Origin of the sequence: Sphingobacterium gobiense (assembly GCF_002980575.1) — a bacterium.
In the GTDB taxonomy this organism is placed as follows: domain Bacteria; phylum Bacteroidota; class Bacteroidia; order Sphingobacteriales; family Sphingobacteriaceae; genus Sphingobacterium; species Sphingobacterium gobiense.
Genome location: NZ_PVBS01000004.1, coordinates 197,202 through 220,543, shown reverse-complemented (window position 1 = coordinate 220,543; position 23,342 = coordinate 197,202). Strand labels below are relative to the sequence as shown.

The 23,342-nt window shown below is 46.0% G+C and carries 16 protein-coding genes; 1 reads left to right on the top strand and 15 read right to left on the bottom strand.

What is annotated here, in order from left to right:
* Nucleotides 1–99: 99 nt before the first annotated feature.
* From C5749_RS17200 to C5749_RS17185, 6 genes are all read right to left on the bottom strand, one after another.
* Nucleotides 100–1,857 (bottom strand): hypothetical protein, encoded by a 1,758-nt coding sequence (locus C5749_RS17200; RefSeq protein WP_181151510.1) that lies wholly within the window; start codon nt 1,855–1,857, stop codon nt 100–102.
* A 42-nt stretch (nt 1,858–1,899) separates the two neighbouring features.
* Entirely contained in the window at nt 1,900–2,070 is a 171-nt protein-coding gene (locus C5749_RS19695) for a hypothetical protein (RefSeq protein ID WP_181151509.1), read from the bottom strand.
* 220 nt (nt 2,071–2,290) lie between these two features.
* Complete coding sequence (locus tag C5749_RS17195) at nt 2,291–4,159, bottom strand: hypothetical protein (protein ID WP_105727470.1); 1,869 nt, start codon at nt 4,157–4,159, stop codon at nt 2,291–2,293.
* 24 nt (nt 4,160–4,183) lie between these two features.
* Complete coding sequence (locus C5749_RS19690) at nt 4,184–4,354, bottom strand: hypothetical protein (protein WP_181151508.1); 171 nt, start codon at nt 4,352–4,354, stop codon at nt 4,184–4,186.
* 450 nt (nt 4,355–4,804) lie between these two features.
* A complete protein-coding gene (locus C5749_RS17190) occupies nt 4,805–6,019 on the bottom strand; it encodes a nucleotidyltransferase domain-containing protein (RefSeq protein ID WP_105727469.1) in 1,215 nt (404 codons plus the stop codon).
* Nucleotides 5,974–7,128: a sialidase family protein gene (locus C5749_RS17185; RefSeq protein ID WP_105727468.1), complete on the bottom strand. Its 1,155-nt coding sequence runs from the start codon at nt 7,126–7,128 to the stop codon at nt 5,974–5,976. The genes C5749_RS17190 and C5749_RS17185 overlap by 46 nt, the downstream gene beginning before the upstream one ends.
* Before the next feature lie 306 nt (nt 7,129–7,434).
* Here C5749_RS17185 and C5749_RS17180 point away from each other — a divergent pair, with 306 nt between their 5' ends.
* Nucleotides 7,435–8,934, top strand: a complete 1,500-nt coding sequence (locus C5749_RS17180; RefSeq protein ID WP_105727467.1) for an acyl-CoA dehydrogenase family protein — start codon at nt 7,435–7,437, stop codon at nt 8,932–8,934.
* Here the strand turns inward: C5749_RS17180 and C5749_RS17175 are convergent.
* The 9 genes from C5749_RS17175 to C5749_RS17135 form a co-directional block, all read right to left on the bottom strand.
* Complete coding sequence (locus C5749_RS17175) at nt 8,931–9,998, bottom strand: alpha/beta hydrolase (RefSeq protein ID WP_105727466.1); 1,068 nt, start codon at nt 9,996–9,998, stop codon at nt 8,931–8,933. The two genes, C5749_RS17180 and C5749_RS17175, sit on opposite strands and share 4 nt — an antisense overlap.
* Nucleotides 9,995–11,941, bottom strand: coding sequence for a peroxiredoxin family protein (locus C5749_RS17170; RefSeq protein ID WP_181151507.1), 1,947 nt, complete (start codon nt 11,939–11,941; stop codon nt 9,995–9,997). The genes C5749_RS17175 and C5749_RS17170 overlap by 4 nt, the downstream gene beginning before the upstream one ends.
* Before the next feature lie 54 nt (nt 11,942–11,995).
* Nucleotides 11,996–13,405 carry a RagB/SusD family nutrient uptake outer membrane protein gene (locus C5749_RS17165; RefSeq protein WP_105727535.1) on the bottom strand — a complete coding sequence of 470 codons (1,410 nt, stop codon included), beginning with the start codon at nt 13,403–13,405 and terminating at the stop codon, nt 11,996–11,998.
* 13 nt (nt 13,406–13,418) lie between these two features.
* Entirely contained in the window at nt 13,419–17,048 is a 3,630-nt protein-coding gene (locus tag C5749_RS17160; RefSeq protein ID WP_181151506.1) for a SusC/RagA family TonB-linked outer membrane protein, read from the bottom strand.
* Between the two features lie 49 nt (nt 17,049–17,097).
* Complete coding sequence (locus tag C5749_RS17155; protein ID WP_105727463.1) at nt 17,098–18,120, bottom strand: FecR family protein; 1,023 nt, start codon at nt 18,118–18,120, stop codon at nt 17,098–17,100.
* Nucleotides 18,121–18,218: 98 nt separating this feature from the next.
* Nucleotides 18,219–18,809 carry an RNA polymerase sigma factor gene (locus C5749_RS17150; RefSeq protein ID WP_105727462.1) on the bottom strand — a complete coding sequence of 197 codons (591 nt, stop codon included), beginning with the start codon at nt 18,807–18,809 and terminating at the stop codon, nt 18,219–18,221.
* Nucleotides 18,810–18,871: 62 nt separating this feature from the next.
* Nucleotides 18,872–19,444 carry a DUF3347 domain-containing protein gene (locus C5749_RS17145; protein WP_105727461.1) on the bottom strand — a complete coding sequence of 191 codons (573 nt, stop codon included), beginning with the start codon at nt 19,442–19,444 and terminating at the stop codon, nt 18,872–18,874.
* A gap of 1 nt (nt 19,445) precedes the next feature.
* Nucleotides 19,446–21,878, bottom strand: coding sequence for a zinc-dependent metalloprotease (locus C5749_RS17140; RefSeq protein ID WP_105727460.1), 2,433 nt, complete (start codon nt 21,876–21,878; stop codon nt 19,446–19,448).
* A gap of 27 nt (nt 21,879–21,905) precedes the next feature.
* Nucleotides 21,906–23,333, bottom strand: a complete 1,428-nt coding sequence (locus tag C5749_RS17135) for a RagB/SusD family nutrient uptake outer membrane protein (protein ID WP_105727459.1) — start codon at nt 23,331–23,333, stop codon at nt 21,906–21,908.
* Between the last annotated feature and the right edge of the window lie 9 nt (nt 23,334–23,342).

Here is a 23,342-nt window from a genome sequence, read left to right as displayed (position 1 = left end):
GGTTAAGTTAGCACTTTATGTGTAATTACGCAAACAAAAAAGCCACCCCTGCGGATGGCCTATCTCCCTATAAAACAATTTTATGCACCGCACCCCCTATCAGTTAGGAAAAACCGGATAAGGATCGTAACCAGGAGCGTCAGGATCCCAGGCACCATCGCGTACACAGCGCACATTTCTAAGCATAGAAGAAATGATACCCTCGTCCACAATATTGACATTGTTAAGCAACCCGGCGGTATTATTAGCAACCGGACGCACCGGATCCGTGCCAAGCGACAATTGTCTATTGCCAGCTTCATAACTCCAGGCAGCAAGCCCGGAAAGCCCTAGCAAATCCATATCCGCTTCGCTCGTCCAAACGCTTGCGTTTAGCAAATAAGAACCTTCCAAGTTCACGGCTTGATACCCATTGCTGATCAGATTCACTGGTCTACCCGCACCATTAAAATTGAACCGCAGTCTATTGGTTGCCGAACTAGGAGTTCCGTAGGCACTGCTCACGCCAGCATCAGCCTGATACTCGATGTACCCGAATCCCTGAATCGCACCAGGGGCCTCCACGGCAGCCGGCATCGTAAAAAGATATCCCATCATGCCCCATCCTCCCGTTAGATGATCGATATCCGCAAGACTAGGCTGCTTCCAACGGCCGGCCGGGTAAACCAACGAACAAGGATCAATCGGATTGTCCGCGTCGGCCCATCTTCCAGGGATATGCCCTCCGAATGAAAAATAGCCGTTGAATGTGGGTTCTTGCGCATTCAAGTGATGGAAACGATAAGGGTTATGCCCTTCCTGATAATATAAGTTTGCTCGTGCCCAAGCCACACCGCCCTTCCATAAAGGCGATTCAATAAATCCCAATACCACACTTTGGTTCATTCCGGGCTGCGGCAGGAATTCTTGTGTCAGTGTTACGTCTCCAAAACTCCGCGGTGTATTGTTTACCAACCTGACCACCAAATTCGAAACGGAAACGGTCATTTTCTCCGAAGCACGTCCTCCCACATAAGCATAAGCAACCATACGGTCGCCTTCATCATTAATCGGGCTAAAATCGCCGAAGGCTATGGTTGCCTCTTGCTGAGTATCTCCAACGAGGTCACCGGTTTTAATATCAATCGCTTCCGGCGCCAAGTTAAGCCCTGTAACCTTAACATTAGCAGAAATGATCGGAGCAAACATACCCATCGTGTTCAACTCGATGGCTACACGCGACAGTCGATGATCAAAGGTAATATTTAAAGGCACCGCCACGTCGCCGTCGTCATTTGCCACCGTAAAGTTCCCCGAAGCATACAGCACATCCTGCCCATCAAGTAATTGTACTAAATTATCTCCGTCCGCAGCAGGAACCTCATCTATCGAATTATAAGAAAGCGCAGCCCACTGATATGTTTTGCCCTTTTCAACCGCAATACTGCCTTGTGTTCCAGAAGTCAAAAGCGCTGATGCAGCCAAGGCACCATTTTCATACAAAAACACACGATAGCTAATCCCTTCCTCCATCGCTGCGCCTCTTAGCGCTCCAGCTGATGAAGCACTCGCAGTACGCGCTGCTTTCCGTTTCGGGTACTTTTCGATCGTTTGTTGTTGCGAGACAAACACATCAAACCCTTCCGCTTCCACAAAAGATGCCGTCGCCGCCGCCGAAGAGGCAGTTGATCCGCCAACCTTTCCTTTCAGCGCAGGCTCGCCTTGTCCATTATTAATACCTTCTACCCGGATAACCACACGCGTACCTTCCCCTGTATCTTCCGTAATATTCTGTTTTGCATCTTTGGCACACCCCGTTACAAAGATGATTCCCCATGCCAGTAACACGCCAACTGTCAACTTAGTCAATAGACTCATATGTAGTTTTTTTATCATCTTAAAATTCGCCTACTTAACTATCTAAAATTGGTCATCACTCCAAGTTGTAGAAACGGAAGATCCATTTCCATAATCGTTAATTTGCGGAGTTGTGCTCGGCGTCGCCGATCCGGCCGCAATCCCTTGTTCCAGCTCGATCTCGCACACGTCAAGAGTTCGTGCTACATACTGCATTTTATTGGTTGTTTTCATGGTATATGATATGATTGATTTGTCTTGTAGGTTAATTAATAATATGTTGTAAATTATCTGCTATAATTTTGCACAAAAATACGGATTGACACCTACAGAGACAAGGAAATACTGAAGATATTTCATGAATGGTACTATAATTTAACGGAAACTTCTCGCAGAAATAACAAGAAAAGCCACCCTTGCGGGTGGCTTTTAAATTGCTTGATATTGTAATATATTAATTGAATATTACCGAGTAATCTGGAGTAGGATTGTACCCGATGGCAGCAGGATTCCAGCTTGCATCCCGAACACAGCGTACGTTCATCAAAGAAGATTTTAGAACGTCTATGCCCACTAGGTCAACAGACAAAAGGTTAGTAGCTTGATAAGCTTTAGGACCTGGATTGAGAACTAAAACTCCACTATGTGTATGCCCTAAGTAGTGCATTACACCAAGATTGGCGATATCTAGCGGTAAGCCCAACGCACGGTCATTGGTCCAAAAAGCCGCATATCTTCCGGCTGTATTACCCAAGCTAAGCTCAACCAGACCCTCAACTGCGCTGACCTCCTTCATCATACCATTATAATTGAATCTTAGCGTATTTGCTCGCGGCGTTGCTGCATAGGCTGGATTTACACCTGCGCTTGGTGTAAATTGCTGTGCATTCGGACCCGTCACTGCTGTAGCCCCTGAAACATTAGCGGCTAAAGTGGCTAAAACAGGTACAAGAGCATCTAACGTTCCAGCTACATTTAGGTTTAGCGCCTCTAAAAGACCGGTTAGACCGTTTGATTTAATCGCACTCAGATTTCCGCTGCTCGGAGTTTTCCAAAGACCGGCTGGGTACACCAAAGCACAAGGATCCTGCGGATTAGTTTGTCTAGCTAACCTACCTGGAATAGCACCTCCATAAGAAAAATATGCTTCTGGATTACTCGCGGTCAACGCAGGGTTTGCATGATAGAAACGGTAAGGGTTGTGTGACAGTTGTGCTACTGATGTCGCAGATCTATTACCCGTATAATACAGAGGCGATCTCGACCATTGAACGCCACCATAAGTCAAAGGCGACTCTACAAAACCTAACACAACACTCTGGTTCATTCCTGGTTGTACCGCGAATTGCTGTGTTAATTTACTACTTCCAAAATTTCTTGTTGCATTCTCACCAGCGCTCTCGTCCAAATCGATTACCAAATTAGATACCTCTACCGTGATATTCTCAGACGCATTTCCACCATAATAGCCGTTATAGATTAAACGGTCACCTTCCGCATTTAAAGGTTGGAAATCATTGAAGCTTATCGTTACATTTTGTTCTGTATCTCCAACAAACTCCCCTGTTGTGATATTGATCGCATCTGGGATTAGATTCAGTCCTTTTACAGTTACGTTAGCGGAATTAATCGGCGCAAACATCCCCATGGTGTTCAACTCAATCGCAACGCGTGACAACTTATGGTCAAATGTAATACTCAACGGCACCACAACGTCACCATCACTGTTTGCCACCTCGAACTCGCCTGAAGCATAGAGCACATCTTGTCCAGCAACGAGATCCACCATATTACTTCCATCTGCAACAGGCACTTCATCGGTTGAGTTATAAGAGAGCGCGAACCAAGTATATGACTTACCTTTTTCAACAGCAATGGACCCTGGCGTTCCCGACATAAAAAGTTCTGATGCTGCTATGCTACCACTCTCATATAAAAATAGTCTATAGCTAAATCCATCATCCATTGCATCACTACGTAAAGCACCAGAGGCAAAAGAGTTAGCACGTTTAGCCACAAGGTTTGCACTCTTATCAATTTTATTTGATTGAGAAACGAAAACGTCAAAACCGTCGCTTTCGATTAGCTCTGCTTTTTCAGCAATAGATGCAGATGTCGAACCTCCTGCTTTTCCTTTCAAAGCTGGAGACCCCTGTCCATCGTTTACGCCAGCCACACGAATCACTACTCGTGTACCCTCACCACCATCTTCAGCAATATCTTGTTTAGCGTCTTTGGCACATCCAGTGGCAAAGACTGTACCCAGCGCTAGCAATACACCAGTCGCCAATTTCCCCATTGAGTTTGTATATATCTTCTTCATGATTTCTTAATCGTCATTAATTGTTTAAAACTGACTGTCGTCACTCCAACCGTTCGTTGTTGAACCGGTACCAAAATCGTTTACCTGCGGTGTTGAACCCGGCACCGCCGATCCACCAGCTATACCTTCTTCCATTTCGATTTCCAGCACCTCCACGGTAGGCGCTACATACTGCATTTTTTTAATTGTTTTCATATTAATACTATTTAGTTGAAATTATATTGATTACTATTTTTTATTGATTAACCGAACGGAAAGTGATTACATAGCGGATAGACCCCATAATTTTAGTGGAACAACGTGAATTTTCGATCAAAAACAGCCCTTCCTTAGCGGATAGTTCAGCGTAACTTTTCATACGTGTGGCAGTTAATTAATAACAATTTTGTAGTTATGCAACTACAAAAACTTCATAAAACTACATATTAGCAATAAAACAAACAAAGAATTAAATCAAATTTTTGCTAACCCTATTGCAAACAATATGCCCGAAACGACAATAAAATGCGCCCAGACAACGGAAATAGAACAAACACACTGTTTGTTTTGTTTGTAAAAATTTAACTTTTTTGTAGCTGCAGTGCTACATCGATAAGTAGTTGATGCAACAAGCGAGGAGAAAAGGTCGCCGCAGGGTACGGCGTTTTACTCTTCTACAGACTTACGCGAAGAAATAAGCATGCTCAATCGAGTGGTGGCACGCCGAATCGGAAAGAAGATCACTTCTTGGGGAGCGTAGGGAAAATAAAGGCGCAGACCCCGCCATAAGCGACGGGCGCCATCCGGATGGACCGAAACAAAAGAAACTTCACCCTGTAAATAACGTTCATCGTAAAAACCAAAATTGCCGGAATACCAGATTTCGTCCATCATCCAATCGGTTTTTAGCTTTTCCGGATAAGGAAAGGGCAAGTCTGCTTTTGGCAAGCCCAGATAGTTAACGAGTATACCGTGTAGCACGTGTACCCATTTTATGATCCCTGTCTTTTTATACATGTTACGAAGCTGCTCTACATCGATCCTATCCCGATAAGCATGATATAAAACCGCAGCATCACAAATTTGGCGTAGACCAATACCAAAAGACAACAAATGTTTTAGAATATGAATATTTACCTGCAATATTTGCAGTTCTGGAGCCAACAAGGTAATAGCCTGGCTTTCGATCAAAACCGATTGTTGTTTCGGCCGATAAGCCTGCTCCAGTTTTTTCAAATAAGGTAGCTTGAAAAGGCTACGGATATCAAACAGGCGTCGATGGTGTTCGATATGTATCCTTTGCCAATCGTAACCTAAACTGAAACCCAAAGCCGAATCGACAAGAAGACCCTTCTCTTGAAGACGTTTACCCACTTTATCATAACCATCCGTTTCATCAAAATACCAATCGATATCGCCCGATATTCGATGCAAAGGATTTGGGTAACAACTCGCTACACCTTGTCCCTTGAGCAGAATAGGTTTTGCGCCCAGCCGGCTAAAATCTGTAAATTGTTCGGCAGCAACCTGCGCCATCCGTGTATTATGGCGTTCAATCTGATCGACCCGAACTGCCCATTTCATCCGCAACGCGCGAGGCGGCAACTGGTCTTCAGCCAATAATGGAAAAGCATCAAACAAAATTCCTTCCACCGTATGGTTCAGCGCGTATTGATACAGAACAGCCCAATCTTCATCGGACAGCGGCGCTGCAATAGCTAACCCGCCTTTCCCCCAAAGTCCCATCCGGAGCAGTTGAAAAAATATGTCTCTGAGATTGTCCTTCATCTTTTCAAAGGTCGTATTTTTTTTGGTATAGTCAAGCCCGTATCCCGCTATTGCTCCGTGCTGACGACAAGCGGAATTTCTTCCAGCGGCCATTCTCCACTTTCGATAGGGAACGTCTCTAATTTATTAGGATCAACCACCACGTGCTTGATGCGCTCGCGATGCCAGGTGTATACAATATGAACCAAACCGTCCGAGGTTTGGATAATCGAAGGATACGAATATTGCTTTTCCGGTGCATCCAAGTAATCCAGCACCAGCGCCGCTTCCCATTCCTTGCCATCCTTACTCACAGCCAGGTTTAGCACCCCTCGGCCCTTATGTCCCATTCCTTCTTGACCCCGCGTTGCATGGTTATAGATCAACAGGTGCCTTCCATCTTGGAGCGTCACAGCATCTAAACCTGAGTTGTTGTTAGGCAAGGTCGTCTTTGTCATCTCCGACCAGGTAAGTCCACCGTCGCGAGACCACGTTTCCGCAATGCGCTCCCCCTTCGTGCTGGTACGACAAAGCATCTGTATCCCCCCATCAGCGTGTGTGAGCAGGGCCGGTTGTATTGCACCTATTTGCTCTCCATCATTCAGCGGACCAATAAACGTCCAGCTTTTCCCGCCATCCGTGCTCCGTTCGATGTGTGCTTTCCAGCCATCATTCTCATCGCTAGACCCCGACAGGATCGTCCCATCGGCTAGTTGTATAGGCTTGTTTTTGATTGGGCCTAGCAATTTGCCAGCAAGCCTTTGTGGCTTACTCCAAGTATGGCCATTATCTTCTGATGTGATAAACTCACCCCACCATTCTTTCGGGCTGGGACCTACTTTGTAATATAACATTAACGGTTCACCCTTCGGCTGGAACAGCACCGGATTCCACGTCGGGAACCGTTCGCCATCCGGTTGAACACCATGCGCGACCGATATCGGGGCTGTCCAAGTACCATCCCGCTTTTTGCGCTGTAAACGTATCTCCACATCAGGATGCCGCTCATAGGTGCCTCCAAAATACGTGCAGAGCAGCTCCCTATTGGGCAACTCGACAATAGTCGCCGAGTGACAAGACGGAAAATCTGCTTCCGTGAATAAAAACTCTTCTAAAACAATACCCGCTCGATGCTTTGAAAGCCCATCTTGCGACTGGGCATTCAGGCCATTAAACAGGAGTAGCGTAATCAGGATGCCGCAAAGGCTATTTTTTATATTCATATTCAACAAAAGTACCAGACCTAGGGTAGATTTCGAACAAAAAACCTATCCAGAACAGTTTTAAATTTATAAAAAAAGTTTCTTCTTTCGAAAATACAGAAATTTATTGGGATAGGTTGCCCACTTTAGGAAAAACCACTAGAAATCGTAATTTCGGAAAAAAAACAGATATATTTCCTCTATAAAAAAAAGCCTTGAATGGCAGAGGAGAGCGAAATAAATTCATTTTATACTGCGTAATTAAATTGCATATAAAAATGAATTTATTTAGGTTTGCTGACTAAAGAAAATAATAAAAAGCGTTACATGAAAGGAGCGAAGGAAGAACTAGCTGTATTTATAGCACGATTTAATCAAGCACTTAAGCAGGTGTTTCATGAGCAACAGGATATCAACAAACTGAGCCACGACCGGGGTTTACCTCCCGAGGTGTGGCGCGGCATCATGGACACGCATCCCCTCGCTGTCGCTGTTCCGACGGAATATGGCGGCCGTGGCTGTATCGTTAAAGAATGCTTGAGCCTCCTTTCTGCGGCTTCGTACGAATCGCTTCCTTTATCCTTAACATTTGGCATTAATATCGCCTTATTTTTAGAACCGCTGGCCAAATATGGCGACAATACCATCAAAGAAGAAATCTTTCCGGATTTTTTAGCAAGCCATCGTATGGGTGGCCTGATGATCACCGAGCCGGACTATGGCAGTGATGCGTTAAATATGCGGACTTCCTACCAGGCCACCGACACAGGTTATACCATCAACGGCCGGAAACACTGGCAAGGCTTGACCGGTCAGGCCGACTATTGGTTGGTTGCCGCTAGAAAAGACTTAGAAAACGGCGAACTTGCGCGAGATGTTGACTTTTTTGTCACCAACAACGCTGACGAAAAACAACGTATCGAGGTCGAATCCTTATATAGCAACCTGGGTTTATACATGATTCCTTATGGAATGAATGTTATCAACGTCGAGGTTCCCAAGGATCAGCGTCTACAACCCGAAAGTACCGGTATCAAAATGATGTTGGATATCCTGCACCGCAGTCGGTTACAATTCCCTGGTATGGGTATGGGCTTTATTAAACGCATGTTGGACGAAGCGCTTCAACATTGTACCACGCGCATGGTCGGAGCGGGAAACCTCCTGGCGTTGGATTCGGTACAATTTCAACTTTCCAGAATACAGACAGCTTTCACCTTATGTTCGGGCATGTGTGCCCGGAGCAGCGATATCAGCGGTATAGAGCATAACTTGGCGACCGAAGGCCTTGAAGCCAACAGCATGAAAGCTTTGGTAACCGACTTGATGCAGGAATCAGCACAGCTATGCCTGCAAGTTTCGGGCGCAAATGGTTACAAAATTAGCCATATCGCCGGTAGGGGGATCGTGGATAGTCGGCCATTCCAGATCTTTGAAGGATCGAACGAAATGCTTTACACGCAGATTGCGGAAATCGTTTTAAAACGAATGAAAAAGCAAAAAGAATCGTCGCTCTATCAATCCCTCTCGACGTTCGCCCCAACCGAAAAGTCCGCCCCACATTTCCGGGAAAACCTGCAATTTATATTGAGCGATAACCTTCCTCAACGAAAATTAGTTGATCTAGGTAAAATTATTGCACGGATCGTCAATATGCAATATGTTATCAACATGCAGGAGAAAGGCTTCCGAAACGACCTTGTAAAGAACTGCCTATATAATATGCAGCTCGACGTAGCGCAGTTGGCATCGAACCTATCACTCCACAACCACGCCGAACTCGTTGTAGCCTATCAAGGCGAAAGTGACTGGTTGGATTTTTCTTAAAGACGGTTCAACCAATCCAGAATCAGCTGTAAAGTACTGTCGGGTATCGTACTTAAATCGGCATATTCTTTCGTGTCGCACGTTTCACAAGCTTGCATCAAGTGGTTTACGTTAGGCAACAATTTCGTTGTCACTAGCCCCTTGTTTGCCGACCGCGTGTATTTTTCCCAGTAAGTTAAATTTACTGGGTCTACAAAAGGATCTTTATCACCATTAATGGCCAGCACCGGAACATCCACCTGGCTCAGCACCTTCGCTGCGTTATAACGAACGAAGTAACGATACCAAGGGCCTGTCGCCTGCTGTACATAATACCAGATAGGGAAACGGAAACGATCGTGTTCCATTCCTAAAGAAGCGGCGTAAATACTATCTTTTTCCTTCCAGTAGGCATATGTTTCCTCCAACCGGTTTTCCAAGCTGTCCGAATCCGCATATTGGTAGGCCACGGCAAACATCAACCTGTTGATTTCATTTGAACGCTTTTTGTCCACGGCGGACATCGGCGAATTTGCCACCAAATTTTCATTCTGTACAAATAACGACTCCAGTCCATCGGTAGCTAAACCGGCCAGACTAACCAAAAATGCAACATCAGCAGATTGCGATGCAGCAATAGCAATCGCTGCTCCCCCTTCGCTATGGCCCAGTAGTCCGATACGCCTGTTATCCACCTTAGGATGCTTTTTGAGGTAGGTTACCGCCTCCAAAGCATCCTGAGCAAAATCACTTGTTGTTGCCATACTATAGTCACCTGTGGTCTGGCCTACCCCACGGTCGTCCATCCGGAGCACCACATAACCTCGTGCACTTAAATACTCGGCAATAGGACGAAAGAGCGGGTTTCCGGCCATTTCGCAATCCCTGTTCTGTGCCCCCGTACCCGTAACCAGCACCAAGGCAGGGAACTTGCCCGCTTGTTCTGGACTCGTAATCGTTGCCCCGAAGGTAATCGTGTCCCGCTGCGCATTAAACCGTACATCTTCACTTGTAAACTGCTGTGTATAACCTAGGCTCGTCACAATGACAAGCCCAATGGTTATCGCCCATTTTATTCCGTTCATTTTTTTATTTCTGCTTTTAATACGTTCACCATTTCGGTGATCTCATCGGCTAACTCCGAAGCACTACCCATATAGCCCACCTCCGAAAAACGTAACCTACCATCCGTGCCAATAACCATCTTGTGCGGAATCGCGCTCACACCCGCAGCCTTCGAAGCCTTACTGTCTGTATCGAGCAAAACGGTGAATGGATAGTTGTTTTCTTCCATATACTTCGTGACATATTCCTTCATATCCTTACGCTCCTGCGTATCAATAAAGAAGAAAAGGACATCCTCGTCGTCCTGAAAACGTTCCACCGCGAGCTTCATGCCCGGGAACGCCGCTTTGCAGGGAGCACACCACGATGCCCAATAGTCAAGCACCACAATCTTACCCCGTAAATCGGCCGAGCGCACCAGCTTGCCATATTGGTCATACAGTTCAAATCCTGCAAAATCCTCATCAATCAATGCTTGTTGTACTTTCTCCTTTAAAGCAGCACTTTTATCGGCGTCTTTCAAACTGTTTAAGTATGCCGCATATCCTGCCGTCGATCGGTGTTGTGCTTCATACTGTTTTTCCATCAAGTCCAACATATAGGTTGAGCTCTGGTTCCGTTTATAACTCTCTTCCAAGGCCAAACGCAGCTCCTGCAGCTTTCCCTGTCCCTCCAATACACGTACATAGGTATCATTCACATCCGCGTCTTCGTAAGAAGAAGTGCTTTGGGCAGCAGCAGCATAAACAAAAGCTTCATCGTATAGTTTATTCTGCACTAAAATTTTTGCAAAAAGAGCAGCATTGGAATAATACAGGCGGGAATACTCTTCGCCTTCAAAATTCTCCTTATAATAGTTCAGCCTATCCATAACCACACGTGCGTAGGGTAGGATTTCTGCCGCATCCATTAACTGTTGGGCCTCGAAGGGCACATAGATGGCGCGATAGGCAACATTTGCTAAAGCCATGTACGGTTCGGCTTTTGAAATATACCGCTTAAAAGCTTCTAGGTCCCGCACCATACTGGTATGCACCGCAATAATCCAATACGCATCCACGTAGCGGATGCGATGGGCCTCATTAAATGCTTCGTCGGCTTCTGTATAAGGGTATTTATCCACAAAATACATCGCAGCCCGTGCACACTCTTCCTGCGTTTTTGCCTCCTGAATCTTTTTAAAATCAGCTAGACGCTGTTGATCTGTGACGTATTTCCCTTCTGGAAAATCCCTTCTGATGCGCGCGATGGTCTCCGCCGATTTGACTGAATCCTGCAACACACCTTCATATACCTGTAGGATCGCCAGCCATTCTTCCTCTCCTAGATCCGGCACATCTTCCAACGCAGCAAGTTCGTTGTTTAACTTCTGTAGCGCATCCGTCGTACCCATATGCTTGAGCGCACTAGCCGCCGCATACAACACCTTAAAGCGGTTTTCCGGATAATCTTGTAGCTCATATTTCACCCACATGAGCAATACCTCATCCGTTTTATACGATGCCGAATCTACCACATACGGTACACCTCGAACAATATGCGGCGTACGTAACATGCCCCAGCCCAGTTTCGCACCCGGAACCTGACGGCCCCCATCACCCGAAATAAGATAAGAGTACGTTATTTCGCCGCCTTGGTCGCGTATCGTGTCGGCCTGGAACACCAGGTTGACTAGGCTCATCTTATCAGGTACGACGTAGGATGCTATCCAAGCCGAATCCTTTTTCTCAAAAACAAGGTCGTCATAGACCCACTGAAAGTCCTGATAGCCCGTCAAATTTGCCGACACAGACGTTGCGTCCTTCCACGGGGCATTGCGAATATCATAGACCAATTGAATGGTATCGCCTTCTTTCGGGTATTTTGGTATCACACTAAAAGTTGCTTTCTGCGCGACCGCAGCTGCTTGGAAACAAAATATAGCTAGCACTAACACCCCCACCTTCTTGATTATCTTACTCATATTTATCATCTCTATTATACTTTTTTAGCAATAACATAACTGTCGTTATCGCCTTTATGGATTAGGCTGCAAACCCGGGCTTAAATCTATTTCATACTCCGCTATGGGAAAAACATACCGATTACTTGATGGCGAAAGCGTAAACGACTGGCCGCCAAAAGTACGGGTATATGTTTTTGTAAACAACGCCTCATCCTTTAGTCGTCGCATATCCCACCAGCGCAGCATCCGAAACATAAACTCCCGCCGGCGCTCCGCTATAACTTGGATTAAAGCCTCCTCGGCATTCGCAGCCTGAAGTTCCACTTGGCCATCTATCAAAATTCGTTTTGCGCGCAGCTGATTCACGAGCGACATCGCCGCGGCAGCCTGATTGCTTCTCGCTTCCGCTTCAGCCTTGATCAATAACATCTCCGGTACGGTAGGTCCTACATTCCGGCCTTCATTCAGGACGTTATCCAAATAGTAATACCTTCCCTCATAAACTTCCCAAGATGAAATCGTACTTCCAGGCACCGTAAATAAATTGTAACGTTGATCGTGTTCATCAAAGAGGCTCAGCAAATCGTCACTCAAACGGAAGGCTGTTGGCGAATACGCAGTAACCCCATTGACGGGTACTTTTGTCAACAGGATTTCCGGATTTATAAACCGCCTCGGGTAGGCATCCACATTCAACTCCGGAATCGCGGTCAGATCAATTAGTTCGTTATGTGTAGCCAATGCCTGATCAGCAGCTTCCTTAGCCTCTGCGTACCTATTCATATACAGGTAGGTTCTCGCTAATATACCGTATGCAGATGCTTTGGTGGGCAAGGTTCTAAATTGTTGTTCCGTTGGCAATGCGGGTATCGCCGTTAAAAGGTCTTCTATAATCGCATCGTAGACCTGCTGCACCGAGGCACGCGCTAATGATTGTTCGGTCGTCTGCTGCAATACCAACGGCACACCTAGATCGGTCGATGCCGTTTCTGCTTTATAGGGTTTCGCGTAGGTATTGACTAACATCAGGTAGGCACTGGCACGGTGTACTTTTGCTTCGGCTATCAGCGCCTCTTTTTCGGCTGCTGTCCCGTCCTTGGCATTCGGCGTCTCACCGATAACCGTATTGGCGTAAACCACCGTGTTATATATCCTCGCCCAGTTATCATCTTTATAATACTGGTTATCCATCGGGTAAATAACAGCAGACCATTGGTATGCGCGGGCATAATACCCCTGATAATCATTGCTCGCCAGCGCCTGTTGTTGCGCACTACCGTCAACGATCTCCAAGTCGTCGGAAGCGATATCTGGCAGGGCCGGCGCCGCTTCCCAGTTCGTTGTACTGTTGAGCAGGTATCGAAAGTTTTCGATCGAACCGGGCGTCAATTGCCCCTGTGTCTTGATATCGACATATTTTTCACATCCCACCAACGCGAGAATAGAAACTAAAGCTAAAATAATATGCTGTGTTTTTTTCATGGTACTGTACTCTTTAAAAGCTAACATTTACAGAAAAGTTATAGGAAGGAACCGGGCGAAGATTCGTTGTCTGCCCCACAAAATCGACAAAGTCGGGGTCATAACCTTCTTTGTTGGCTGTCCAGATCAAACCTAAATTACGTATCGATCCCGATACGTTCACCCGCTCTAAGCGCATGCTGTTCGCGAACGACTTTGGCAAGGCATAGCTTAAGGAAATCTCCCGCAAGCGGATGTAATCTCCCTTAAGCACGTTAATGTCCGAATATGTATAACGCTGCAAGCTATATTGACCGTTAATATTGTTCGTCAAGGCCGGGGTAATGGTCCGCGCCTCATCGCCGGGTTCGCGCCAACGGTCCGCTATGTCCGCACTTAAATCAAATTTTGGAATCGTCAAACCGCGGCTCGGTGTCATATAGGCCTCGACACTTGGCTTGGTGAATACATTGCCAAACTGGTAGGTAAGCAAGGCAAATACCGACCAGTTCTTATAGCGCATATTGGTACGCAGGCTACCAAAATACGGCGCAGTCCTACGCCCTACCGCCAACAAATCATCCACGCCCGATAGCTGTTCATCAACCGCTACGATTTCACCCGCTTTATTATACACCTGCGTCAGGCCATTTTCATCCAACCCCGCATGACGGAACGCGAATACTTGATCACTTGGACGCCCCTGTATATAACGAATACCAATCGGGGTATACGAGTAATTGTACGAGGGAATATCTTCCGGGTCGAAACGATTGTCCGTGATTTTGTTGGTATTATAGGAAAGGTTTGCTGTGAGATCCACGTGCCAGTCCTCTTGGCGCACCACCACCCCTGTCAAACCAATGTCGATCCCCTTTCCAACCATCGTCGCCGTGTTACGATCGAGATTCCCCGCATTTACAGTACCTGCGTAAGCGGCAGCAATCGGAAAATTGTACAACAAGTCACGGCCATCTTTATGGTACCAATCAATCGTGCCCGTCAACCGGTTAGACAACAAGCCAACATCTAATCCGATGTTGGTCACATACGTTTTTTCCCAGCGCAGCTGCGGATTAGCCAACGCAATAATATCCGCACTAGGCAGGTTCGTCACGTTCAGATTTCCCGAATTCATGGCGATGTAGGTAAATGGACGCAGATCCTGTGAGATGTTACCATTGACGCCGTAAGTTGCCCGTAAACTGAGCTGGTTTAACCAAGCGGTCTGCCCTTGCATAAAATCTTCCCGCATGACATTCCATTTGGCACCCGCCGACCACAGGGGCGTTGCCCGGAAACTCCGATCCAAGCCAAAGTTATTATAATCATCGTAACGTACGCTTCCTGACACCGTATACCGTCCATTGTAGGTATAAGCCGCATTTCCGAAATAAGAGAGAAAGCGGCGACGGCGATCTCCGTAACTAGGCGCGCCAGGTAACCCGGCAGGCCATCCCATAAGCGTTGGATACCCGTACAGCTGGTTGTAACTCACATCCGTATTGAAGCCGGTTTCCCGGTTATACCCATATAATGTACTGCTTCCATGGCTCAGTTGGGTTTGCCGTATTTCCGACCCCGCCAGGGCCGTAATTTCGTGCAGCTGCTGAAACAATCGATCGTAATTCAACTGTCCGCGAAGCGTATAGTTATTGACATTCGTATTCATAACCGTGTAAACACCCCCGCGGGTAATCCCGATCGCATTCTGGTTTTGATCCAGCGGCGTAAAGCGATTTAGTAAGTCCCGATTATAATAGGACTGTTCGTCTTGGTACATCTGATTGTTGCCAAATGTACGCTCGTTGGCGTACATAACCGACGCTTTCAAGCCTTTATATAACGGAACATCAAGATTGATATTTGCCAAGTAGTTGTTGTTTCTTAATAGATTATCTGCAAGATCCAGCTCTTGCAGGTAATTGTACCGCCAGTCTTTATATGCTGGGCCGAGACCGCTTACATACCCCGGGGTCAAACGATCGTATGACAGGCCATTCCCATGTTCATCGGCCAACATCTGAAAAGGTAGAAGCGCCGTCGATCCGGTACTATAAATACCCAGTCCCAATGCGTTTTCCTGATGACGTAGAAAATTTCCCTTGATGCTTGTACTCAACGTAGCCAGATTGAATATTTCCCATGTGTTATTCATATTCAAGGTCAACCGTTTGCCATTATCTCCTTTCGTATAAGGCGTTTCGTTCGCGTATGACGCAGAATAGAAATAACGGCTATTCTCCGTACCGTTACTAATGGAAAAGTTATATTGCTGGCTGTGCATCGGCTGCAGAATATATTTTTCAACATCAGGTCGATTGTTCAGTCCGCGTAATGGATCAACGAGTTGATTGTATTCCTGCTGTGTGATGTCGCCGCTTTTCAAACGGATAGCAGCTTCCGCCACGGCACCGCCATAATAGGTTGCGTTTTGGTAAACGCCATCTGCCACGTTGTTTACGGTTAAGATATCTTTATCCACCAGCTCCTCCAGGTAGTCAATCATCTGCCCACTATTCATCATCTTCAGGTAGTCCAAATCGGGTCGGCCCGAAAACGTACTATTAACAGAAAAATTGATGCGGGGAATTCCCGTAATGTTTCCTTTTTTGGTTGTGACCACAATTACGCCATTTGCTGCACGCACACCGTAAATGGATGCCGCAGCCGCGTCCCGCAATACGGTAATCGTTTCAATGTCATTCGGGTTAAGTGTTCCCAGGTCCATCGTCGAAATGGCACCATCAATAACCACCAATGGCGACTTTTCCGTGTTGGTAGCAACCGATCCCACTCCGCGCACAGACATGTTGTAATCATTCGTTCCGATCGTCCGCGTGCTGGAATGCAACGCCAACTGATTATTATTATAATTAAACGATCGATCACCGGAGAGTAGCGAAATCTGTAAGCCTGGTACCGCTCCTTCTATCCGCGGGATCAAATTGGCGGCCGGGACCTTCTCCAGATCTTTTGCTGTAATCACGGCTGCCGAACCTGTCGCCCGCTCTTTCGATATCTTCTGGTAGCCTGTGGATATCACCACCTCTTCCAATAAATTTTCTTCTTCTTCCAGCGTTACGACCAATTCCTTCCGTCCCGCTACGTTTATTTTGGCGTCTGCGTAGCCAAGTGCCGACACCACGACAATGTCTGCTGGTTGGATGTCGTACAACAAGAAAACACCGTTTTCATCGGTCTTTGCTCCTTTACGCGTATTTTGCACCCATACGCTTGCAAAGCTGATCGGTCTGCCCGAAGCCGACCGAACAGACCCAGATACCCGATCAATAACATTCGGGTTCTGCGTATGCGTAATTTCTATGGTTGTCGTACGCGTACGGCCGCTGTCTTCTGTCCGTTTAACAATCGTATACGCTTTTTCATCCACATAGAGAAATACCAGTTGATTTGGATAAAGCACTTTTTTCAACACTTCTTCCAGTCGTGTCCCTTTTAGCGCATCGGTATCCGTATACTTGCCTTGCAACAGGTTGTGTTCATAACTGAGGTTAGCATTAAACCGTTGTTCGATGTGTTTGATGGCCTCAGTGAGTGCCAACCGCTGCTGTGCCATCGCTGGTTGCGATACGCCCCATAGGCAAACGCCGATCCATAGCAGTAACGCCCTGCATTTCCATCTGGTTTGGATTGTGTTCATTTTCATTCGTTGATGATAGGTTAATTATAAAAACTTGTTATTTAGTTATTCATTTCTTAGGATCCAGGTAGATCGTGTCTTGATCTAGCCTAATATTTGCTTGTAAGATATTCGCCAGCGAGTAAATCACGTTCTCCGCGGTGTTTAGCGATATCCGGCCATCGATTCGCGTCTTTAATAAAGTCGTATCCGTAACCACGATTTCTCGCCCATAGATATAACGGAATTCGTCGATCAGTTCCTCTACAGACAGATTCGTAGCAACCAAATTTTTCTCTACCCAGGCCGACGCTTGCGCTACAGCCTCGGCGTTCTTTTCTATCTCCGGCACGTTACGCTCCGCATACGTGGCTACGTCACCTGCTTCCAATACTTTAACTTCGTCCGGAAGGTTTACATTTCGAAGGGCAATTTTTCCTTCCAATAGCGAAACGGTGGTTTTTGCATCTCTGTTTTTTATATTGAATTTTGTTCCTAAAACTTCTACAGCGATATCACCAGAATAGGCTATAAATGCAGGCGCAGGCGATAGCAGGAAACTGCCCGTCGTTATATGTTTTACATCAAAAAGCGCCTCTCCGGTTACGCGTACCTCCCGATTGTCCAGCCACATCAACGCCCTGCGATAAACAATAGAAGAATTTGCGTTAAGTTGCACAACGCTACTGTCTGGTAGTTGCACCATTTGGATTTCGCCATTACCCGTTGTTACGGTTATCAAAGAGGTAAAATACCAAAAGAGACCCGTGCACAGTAGGACCGCTGCGGCGCTGATACGGTATACCCACAGCCGCCGCATCTTTCTCTTTTTATCTCGTCTGCTCTTTTCGATACCTTCTTCAATATCCATATACAATTGATCGGCGTATAGCTGGGTAGGAACCAAACGTTCTAAACCCAATATCCCACGCAGATAAAATAACGCCTCGTCATAAGCAGCGGCATTCGGTGGCTGAGCTGCACGCCAAGCTGCCCAACGTCGGGCTTCTGCGTGGTCTGGATATTTGACCGATTTGACAAAATCCAAATCCGTCAGAAAATCCTGCGTCGTGTAAACATCGTATTGATCCATTATTAAGGAATTGTTATCTGTAGGACAAACGAACTTTTCTTTTTATCCCATGAAAAGAAAAGTTTTTTTAAAAAAAATAAAAAAATATAGTAGGTATGTTATGAAAATATAAATCTAAGTAGGGATAAAAGCGCGATAATGTCAGCTTTCGGGAGTGTTAAAAATTCTTTAAGCGCCTCCATCGCCCGATGGTTCAGCTTATACAGGCTCTTCACGGAAATATTGGTCAACGTGCTAATTTCTTCGTAGCTTAATTCCTCAAAATAACGAAGGTAGATTACTTCGCGCTGCTTTGCGGTCAACTGCCCCAACGCTTGCATTAATTTTGCAGCTTTGATCCGCTCGTCTTCCGTCTTTATAATCTGACTTTCGAGATTAAAGGTGAGGGCAAACTCTTCCTTTTCACTTATTGCGCTAAGTCGGTCACCACGCAGTTGGGCATTGAGGAGACCATTTTTAAGCGCAACTAATAAATAGTGTTTGGGATTGGCAATACCGCTGAGTTTTTCACGGCTTTCCCATAGTTTAACAAAAAGATCTTGAATAACGTCTTTTACCAGCGTTTCATCCGCCGTACGACGCATGCCATATTCATACAAATGTGGCAACAGCGACCGATAAATCTGCTCGTAAGCAGATTTATCCCCCGCTATAAAATTGTTCCATTGTGCTTCAATTGTAGTTGACATCCTTTTACTTTCTTCCGAAAGGCCATGCCTCGGACATACAAGTTAAGCACAAAAATACGAAATTACTCTAGGCAACAGGCTTCCGTCACGTAATCCACTTCTGATAGGCTGTTCACAACCGATCCACAAGCGGGCATAATAACGGGAGAAAAAGGATTAAAGATGGTTTTTTCATCGCTTACCCAATATGCCTTTTCCATAGGGCAGTATTGCAAATAAACAGGAGTTTCGCTGAATTTCATTTTTTCTACCAAGGCCCACATTTGCGAACCCATATCAGACAGAGACACCTTAGCTTCTTTGATATTGTCAGCCTGCAAAAGTTCTGCGCTACTGATGCGTAGCGAATCCCGAACCTTCTTTAAGCGTACCATATCTTCGAAAACCAGTCCTTTTAGACGTAAAATCTTAATTTCCGATTGAAAAGCCGTTAGCGCAGCTTTAAATGCCGGCAAGTCCTGTTCGGCATAAGCATCTTTTGCTTTAAAATAAGTCGTCAAGAGTCGTTCCCGTTGCAAAAAATCAGTATCGGCAGCCTCTTCTTGCGCGAAGAGGGTGCCAGATAAACTAAACAAAACACAGACCATTAGTCCTTTTAATATCTTCGTATAACTTTTATTAGCTAGTATCATCATCTTATTTATCTTTTCGTTCTTGTATACGTTTAATTTCTTCTATAGCTTGACGGAAATGCTGCTTGTCCAACGGCGACTTCGCTTTCATGGCCAATTGCTGTATGCGTTGCTGTAAAGCTGGCAGAAAGGCAGAAACGTACAGCGCCACATCGCTGCGCTGCGCTTGGGTGATAATCTCATTTTTACCATCTGTTCTGCTTCCGTTTATCAGCACGTCCATCTTCTCCAGAAAGTAACGTTGCTGGCTTCGCTTATACGCATTGGCTTCTTTTCCATAATCCAAAGCTGTCCAAACGCCTGCAGCCAAATCTTCCAGATGCTCCTCCAAGGGGTAAACATCCTTATCCGTAAGTGATTTTTGGTATAAATTGTGCATCATTCCAGGGCTCAGTAACATATTGAGCATCTGTTGCTGCTGATCCAAGATTTCTTTACCATCGTCGTTCCCTAGGTACTGCCGGATATCCGCTGGATAAAGCCACATCGGAGGCGTAAACACATTATCGTTTACATATTTTACCGCAGCCTTGACCCTTGCTTTCGGCACCTCCGCGTAAACAGCCCCTTCATCTCCTCTCACCTTTTCGGTCACATAACGACTTCCGATATTTTTCAAAACATGATACAAATAGCGGTTAAACTGAGAACGGACGGCTTTATGCATATTTTTGAGATTGGTGTAGTCGTCGTTGGGTGTAGCCGTCCAGTCCACTAGATTGTCAATCACGCGACGCAAGTTTTTCAAGCCATACGTACTGGCTAATACCGCATCGTCGCCAAGATCCTCAGACTGGCTGCGGGGATCTTCACCTTTGCCTTCGCCCCCAAACCATAACTTTGGATTTCTCTTCAAGCTATCCGTGAGTTGCTTGACCAAAAAATCGTGTTCGTGATACGCATCCTTGAATTGTGGCAAATATTGGTAGCCCCATTGGATAGCCCATTTGTCATACATACCAATACGGGGATAGATGCCGGCTAATCCCACATTATCCTCCGGCTGCGCAACATAATTGAACCGGGCGTAATCCATGATGGACACAGTATGTCCATGCCGTTCAAGCCATTCCCTGTCCCGCAGTTTTTCTACAGGTGTTTGGCTGCTTGCTCCCATATTGTGGCGAAGCCCCAGGCCGTGCCCCACTTCGTGGGAGGATACAAATCGGATCAACTCACCCATCACCTCATCATCTAAATCCATCTTCTGCGCCCGCTTATCCAAAGGCCCCACTTGTACCATGAACCACTGTTGCAAAAGTTTCATGACGTTATGATACCAACCAACGTGGCTTTCGATAATTTCGCCACTGCGAGGATCGACAATACGTGGACCGTATGCATTCGATTTTTCGGAAGCAAAATAGCGAATAACCGAGAACCGGGCATCTTCCAGGCTCATGGTCGTATCGCTTTCCGGCCATTCCCTACCCACGATCGCATTTTTAAATCCTGCTTGTTCGAAAGCCTTGTTCCAATCATTTATACCTGCAATAAGATACGGGCGCCATTTTTTTGGCGTTGCCGGATCGATATAATACACGATTTGCTTCTTGGGATCTACCTTTTCACCACGCTTATAACGCGCCATGTCCTCCTCTTTCGGTTCCAGACGAAAACGTTGAATCAGCTGATATGTTTCGCTACGTGGTTTATCATCCGCAAAGTGTGTAAACCGATTGGCAAAATAGCCGATCCTCGGGTCAGCCAGACGCTTCTGCATGGGCACCTTAGGTAGCAATACCATCGATGTATTTACCGTAAAAGTCTGTGCGCCTACAGCTACTGAAGGCGAAGAGGTCGAATAGGTCTTGGTGGTCTGCACCTCCAAATTAATCGGAAATGTACGCATATCGATTATAAACGAGCGGTCGTCTGCCAATGACCCGAGTTTGTTATCGCTCTTAATTTTGCTAGCCAAGGACAATACACTATTGTCCTTCCGGAATAGATCCGTCACCTCGACCAGATAGCTATTCTTCTCTTGGTTTGTACCTTTGATATCCAAGGCCGCTATGATCGGCTCTTGTTGAGATTTCAGCAACGCACCGTATATGGCATCCTCTTCAGGTGCGTCCTGTCGATAGTCTACAGAACGTAGAAAAAGTCGATCAGCATTTCCCTTTTCAAAATAGATCGTTTGCTCGTTCAGCTTTTCACCGCCATACATCGGAAAACCGACAGGCGAAGCGATAAGCCGCGTAACGGTCAGAAAATAGCGGTTGAGCAACGTGTCCGGTATTTCCAAGTACCACTTTTTCTCAGACTCATACACCGTAAAAACGCCCTGACGTTCGAGTGTAGCCTTTTTGGTAATTTTCGCATAGTCATTCTTATCATTTTTATCGTTCCGGCTGCTGTCAGCAGGCATCATTGCTGCGAATGCGTAGGACAATGAAAAACTGAGTATCAAACAAGTAATAAATTTTCTAAACATAGTATTAACGTGTGGATCTTTTAGCTATTAAAATGGGAGAACTTCATTGGTGTTCGGTCGGATATTGGGATTAAGCTCCATGACATCTCTCGGAAACGGAATGTTGTACATTCTTGAGTCCGGTGCCAAGGTGTATGTCTGCTGCGGCACAGCCTCGCTGACGAGGGGAAACGTGCGAACCAATGTTTTTGCATAGTCTGGTTCTAGATTAAAGCGCTTCAAATCAAAGAAACGGTGGTATCCAAACGGTAACTCTTTCCGGCGTTCATTGATAATCAGTTCCATCGTTTCTTTGCGTGTCGCCGGCGTATTTAGCATAGCCTCCTCTCCCGCGATACGGGTCTTGCGCAATCGGTTCAACACTTCCATGGCCTTTTCATTATTATCCTCCCGGGCGTAACACTCGGCCAACATCAGATACGTTTCCGGTGTTTTCATACCGACGGTCGGATAGAAAAATTTGGTGTACGGCACATCATAATAAGCCGTACCAGCAGCCGCATCCTGCAAGCTATTGTTCGTCGTATTAAAAAATAAGGTGAAGCGCTTGTCATCAGCTGTTTGGTACATCTCGACGAGTTCCGGGCTAATAATGTACTGCCACGCCCAGTTCATCTCATTATAACCGGTCATGTACATATAGCTCAACACCTCTGGGTTGGCTGAAGCGGGAACATCCATCGCAGATGGTCCGCCAAGTGCTGCATATGCCACGAGGTCAAATAAAGCATCGTTATACGTCAAGGCCTTCTCAGCGGCTGCCTTTGCTTCGGCGATTTCGCGCTTAAAGAGGTGTACTTTTGCCTTAAAGGCCCAAGCAAATGCCAATGATGGGTGATACACATTCCCCGGTGTTTCCTGCAGGTACGGAAGCGCCTCGTCGATGTCTTTCTGTATAAAATCATAGACCTGCTGTACAGTCGATTTTGTCGGTACGGCTTCCAAATTGAATTCATCCATAATACATATCCCGCCATCGGTTGCCGCGGTGTTGGGATCGTAGGCCTTCGCATACACATTCACCAATAAAAAATGGTCGTGAGCTCGAAAAATCTTCGCTTCGGCCTTTGCCAGCCGTTTTAAGTCTGCATCGCCGGTACTACCGTCAACCAGGGAAATAATCGTGTTCCATTGGCCGATATATTTGTATGTCTGGTTGTACATCGACGAACTGTTTATCCGGCTTATCCTGTCCTCGTTCTCCTGAAACAGGAAGTTAATCGTATTAATATTAGGAGCGGCCCCGATAACAAAGGATTCGCGCATCCATTGGTCGTCTACCAAATATTGAAAATTATTAACGGGGTAGCCGCGACCAGGTACAGAAACCAATTCGTAGTAATCCTGTGTGGTACTGATCAATTGCGCTCCAGTTGGCACCAAGTCCAGATACTTATCACAAGCCGTAAAACTAAAAATGCAAAAGAAAAGTAAAGCTGTTTTAATTAATTTCATATCGTGAAT

What these genes read in the sequence shown, in the direction of transcription:
- C5749_RS17200 (WP_181151510.1), bottom strand. Translation starts at nt 1,857, where the DNA reads ATGAGTCTATTGACTAAGTTGACAGTTGGCGTGTTACTGGCATGGGGA.
- C5749_RS17170 (WP_181151507.1), bottom strand. Translation starts at nt 11,941, where the DNA reads ATGAGTAAGATAATCAAGAAGGTGGGGGTGTTAGTGCTAGCTATATTT.
- C5749_RS19690 (WP_181151508.1), bottom strand. Translation starts at nt 4,354, where the DNA reads ATGAAAACAATTAAAAAAATGCAGTATGTAGCGCCTACCGTGGAGGTG.
- C5749_RS17160 (WP_181151506.1), bottom strand. Translation starts at nt 17,048, where the DNA reads ATGAACACAATCCAAACCAGATGGAAATGCAGGGCGTTACTGCTATGG.
- C5749_RS17145 (WP_105727461.1), bottom strand. Translation starts at nt 19,444, where the DNA reads ATGATGATACTAGCTAATAAAAGTTATACGAAGATATTAAAAGGACTA.
- C5749_RS17175 (WP_105727466.1), bottom strand. Translation starts at nt 9,998, where the DNA reads ATGAACGGAATAAAATGGGCGATAACCATTGGGCTTGTCATTGTGACG.
- C5749_RS17195 (WP_105727470.1), bottom strand. Translation starts at nt 4,159, where the DNA reads ATGAAGAAGATATATACAAACTCAATGGGGAAATTGGCGACTGGTGTA.
- C5749_RS17140 (WP_105727460.1), bottom strand. Translation starts at nt 21,878, where the DNA reads ATGTTTAGAAAATTTATTACTTGTTTGATACTCAGTTTTTCATTGTCC.
- C5749_RS19695 (WP_181151509.1), bottom strand. Translation starts at nt 2,070, where the DNA reads ATGAAAACAACCAATAAAATGCAGTATGTAGCACGAACTCTTGACGTG.
- C5749_RS17155 (WP_105727463.1), bottom strand. Translation starts at nt 18,120, where the DNA reads ATGGATCAATACGATGTTTACACGACGCAGGATTTTCTGACGGATTTG.
- C5749_RS17165 (WP_105727535.1), bottom strand. Translation starts at nt 13,405, where the DNA reads ATGAAAAAAACACAGCATATTATTTTAGCTTTAGTTTCTATTCTCGCG.
- C5749_RS17185 (WP_105727468.1), bottom strand. Translation starts at nt 7,128, where the DNA reads ATGAATATAAAAAATAGCCTTTGCGGCATCCTGATTACGCTACTCCTG.
- C5749_RS17190 (WP_105727469.1), bottom strand. Translation starts at nt 6,019, where the DNA reads ATGGCCGCTGGAAGAAATTCCGCTTGTCGTCAGCACGGAGCAATAGCG.
- C5749_RS17180 (WP_105727467.1), top strand. Translation starts at nt 7,435, where the DNA reads ATGAAAGGAGCGAAGGAAGAACTAGCTGTATTTATAGCACGATTTAAT.
- C5749_RS17135 (WP_105727459.1), bottom strand. Translation starts at nt 23,333, where the DNA reads ATGAAATTAATTAAAACAGCTTTACTTTTCTTTTGCATTTTTAGTTTT.
- C5749_RS17150 (WP_105727462.1), bottom strand. Translation starts at nt 18,809, where the DNA reads ATGTCAACTACAATTGAAGCACAATGGAACAATTTTATAGCGGGGGAT.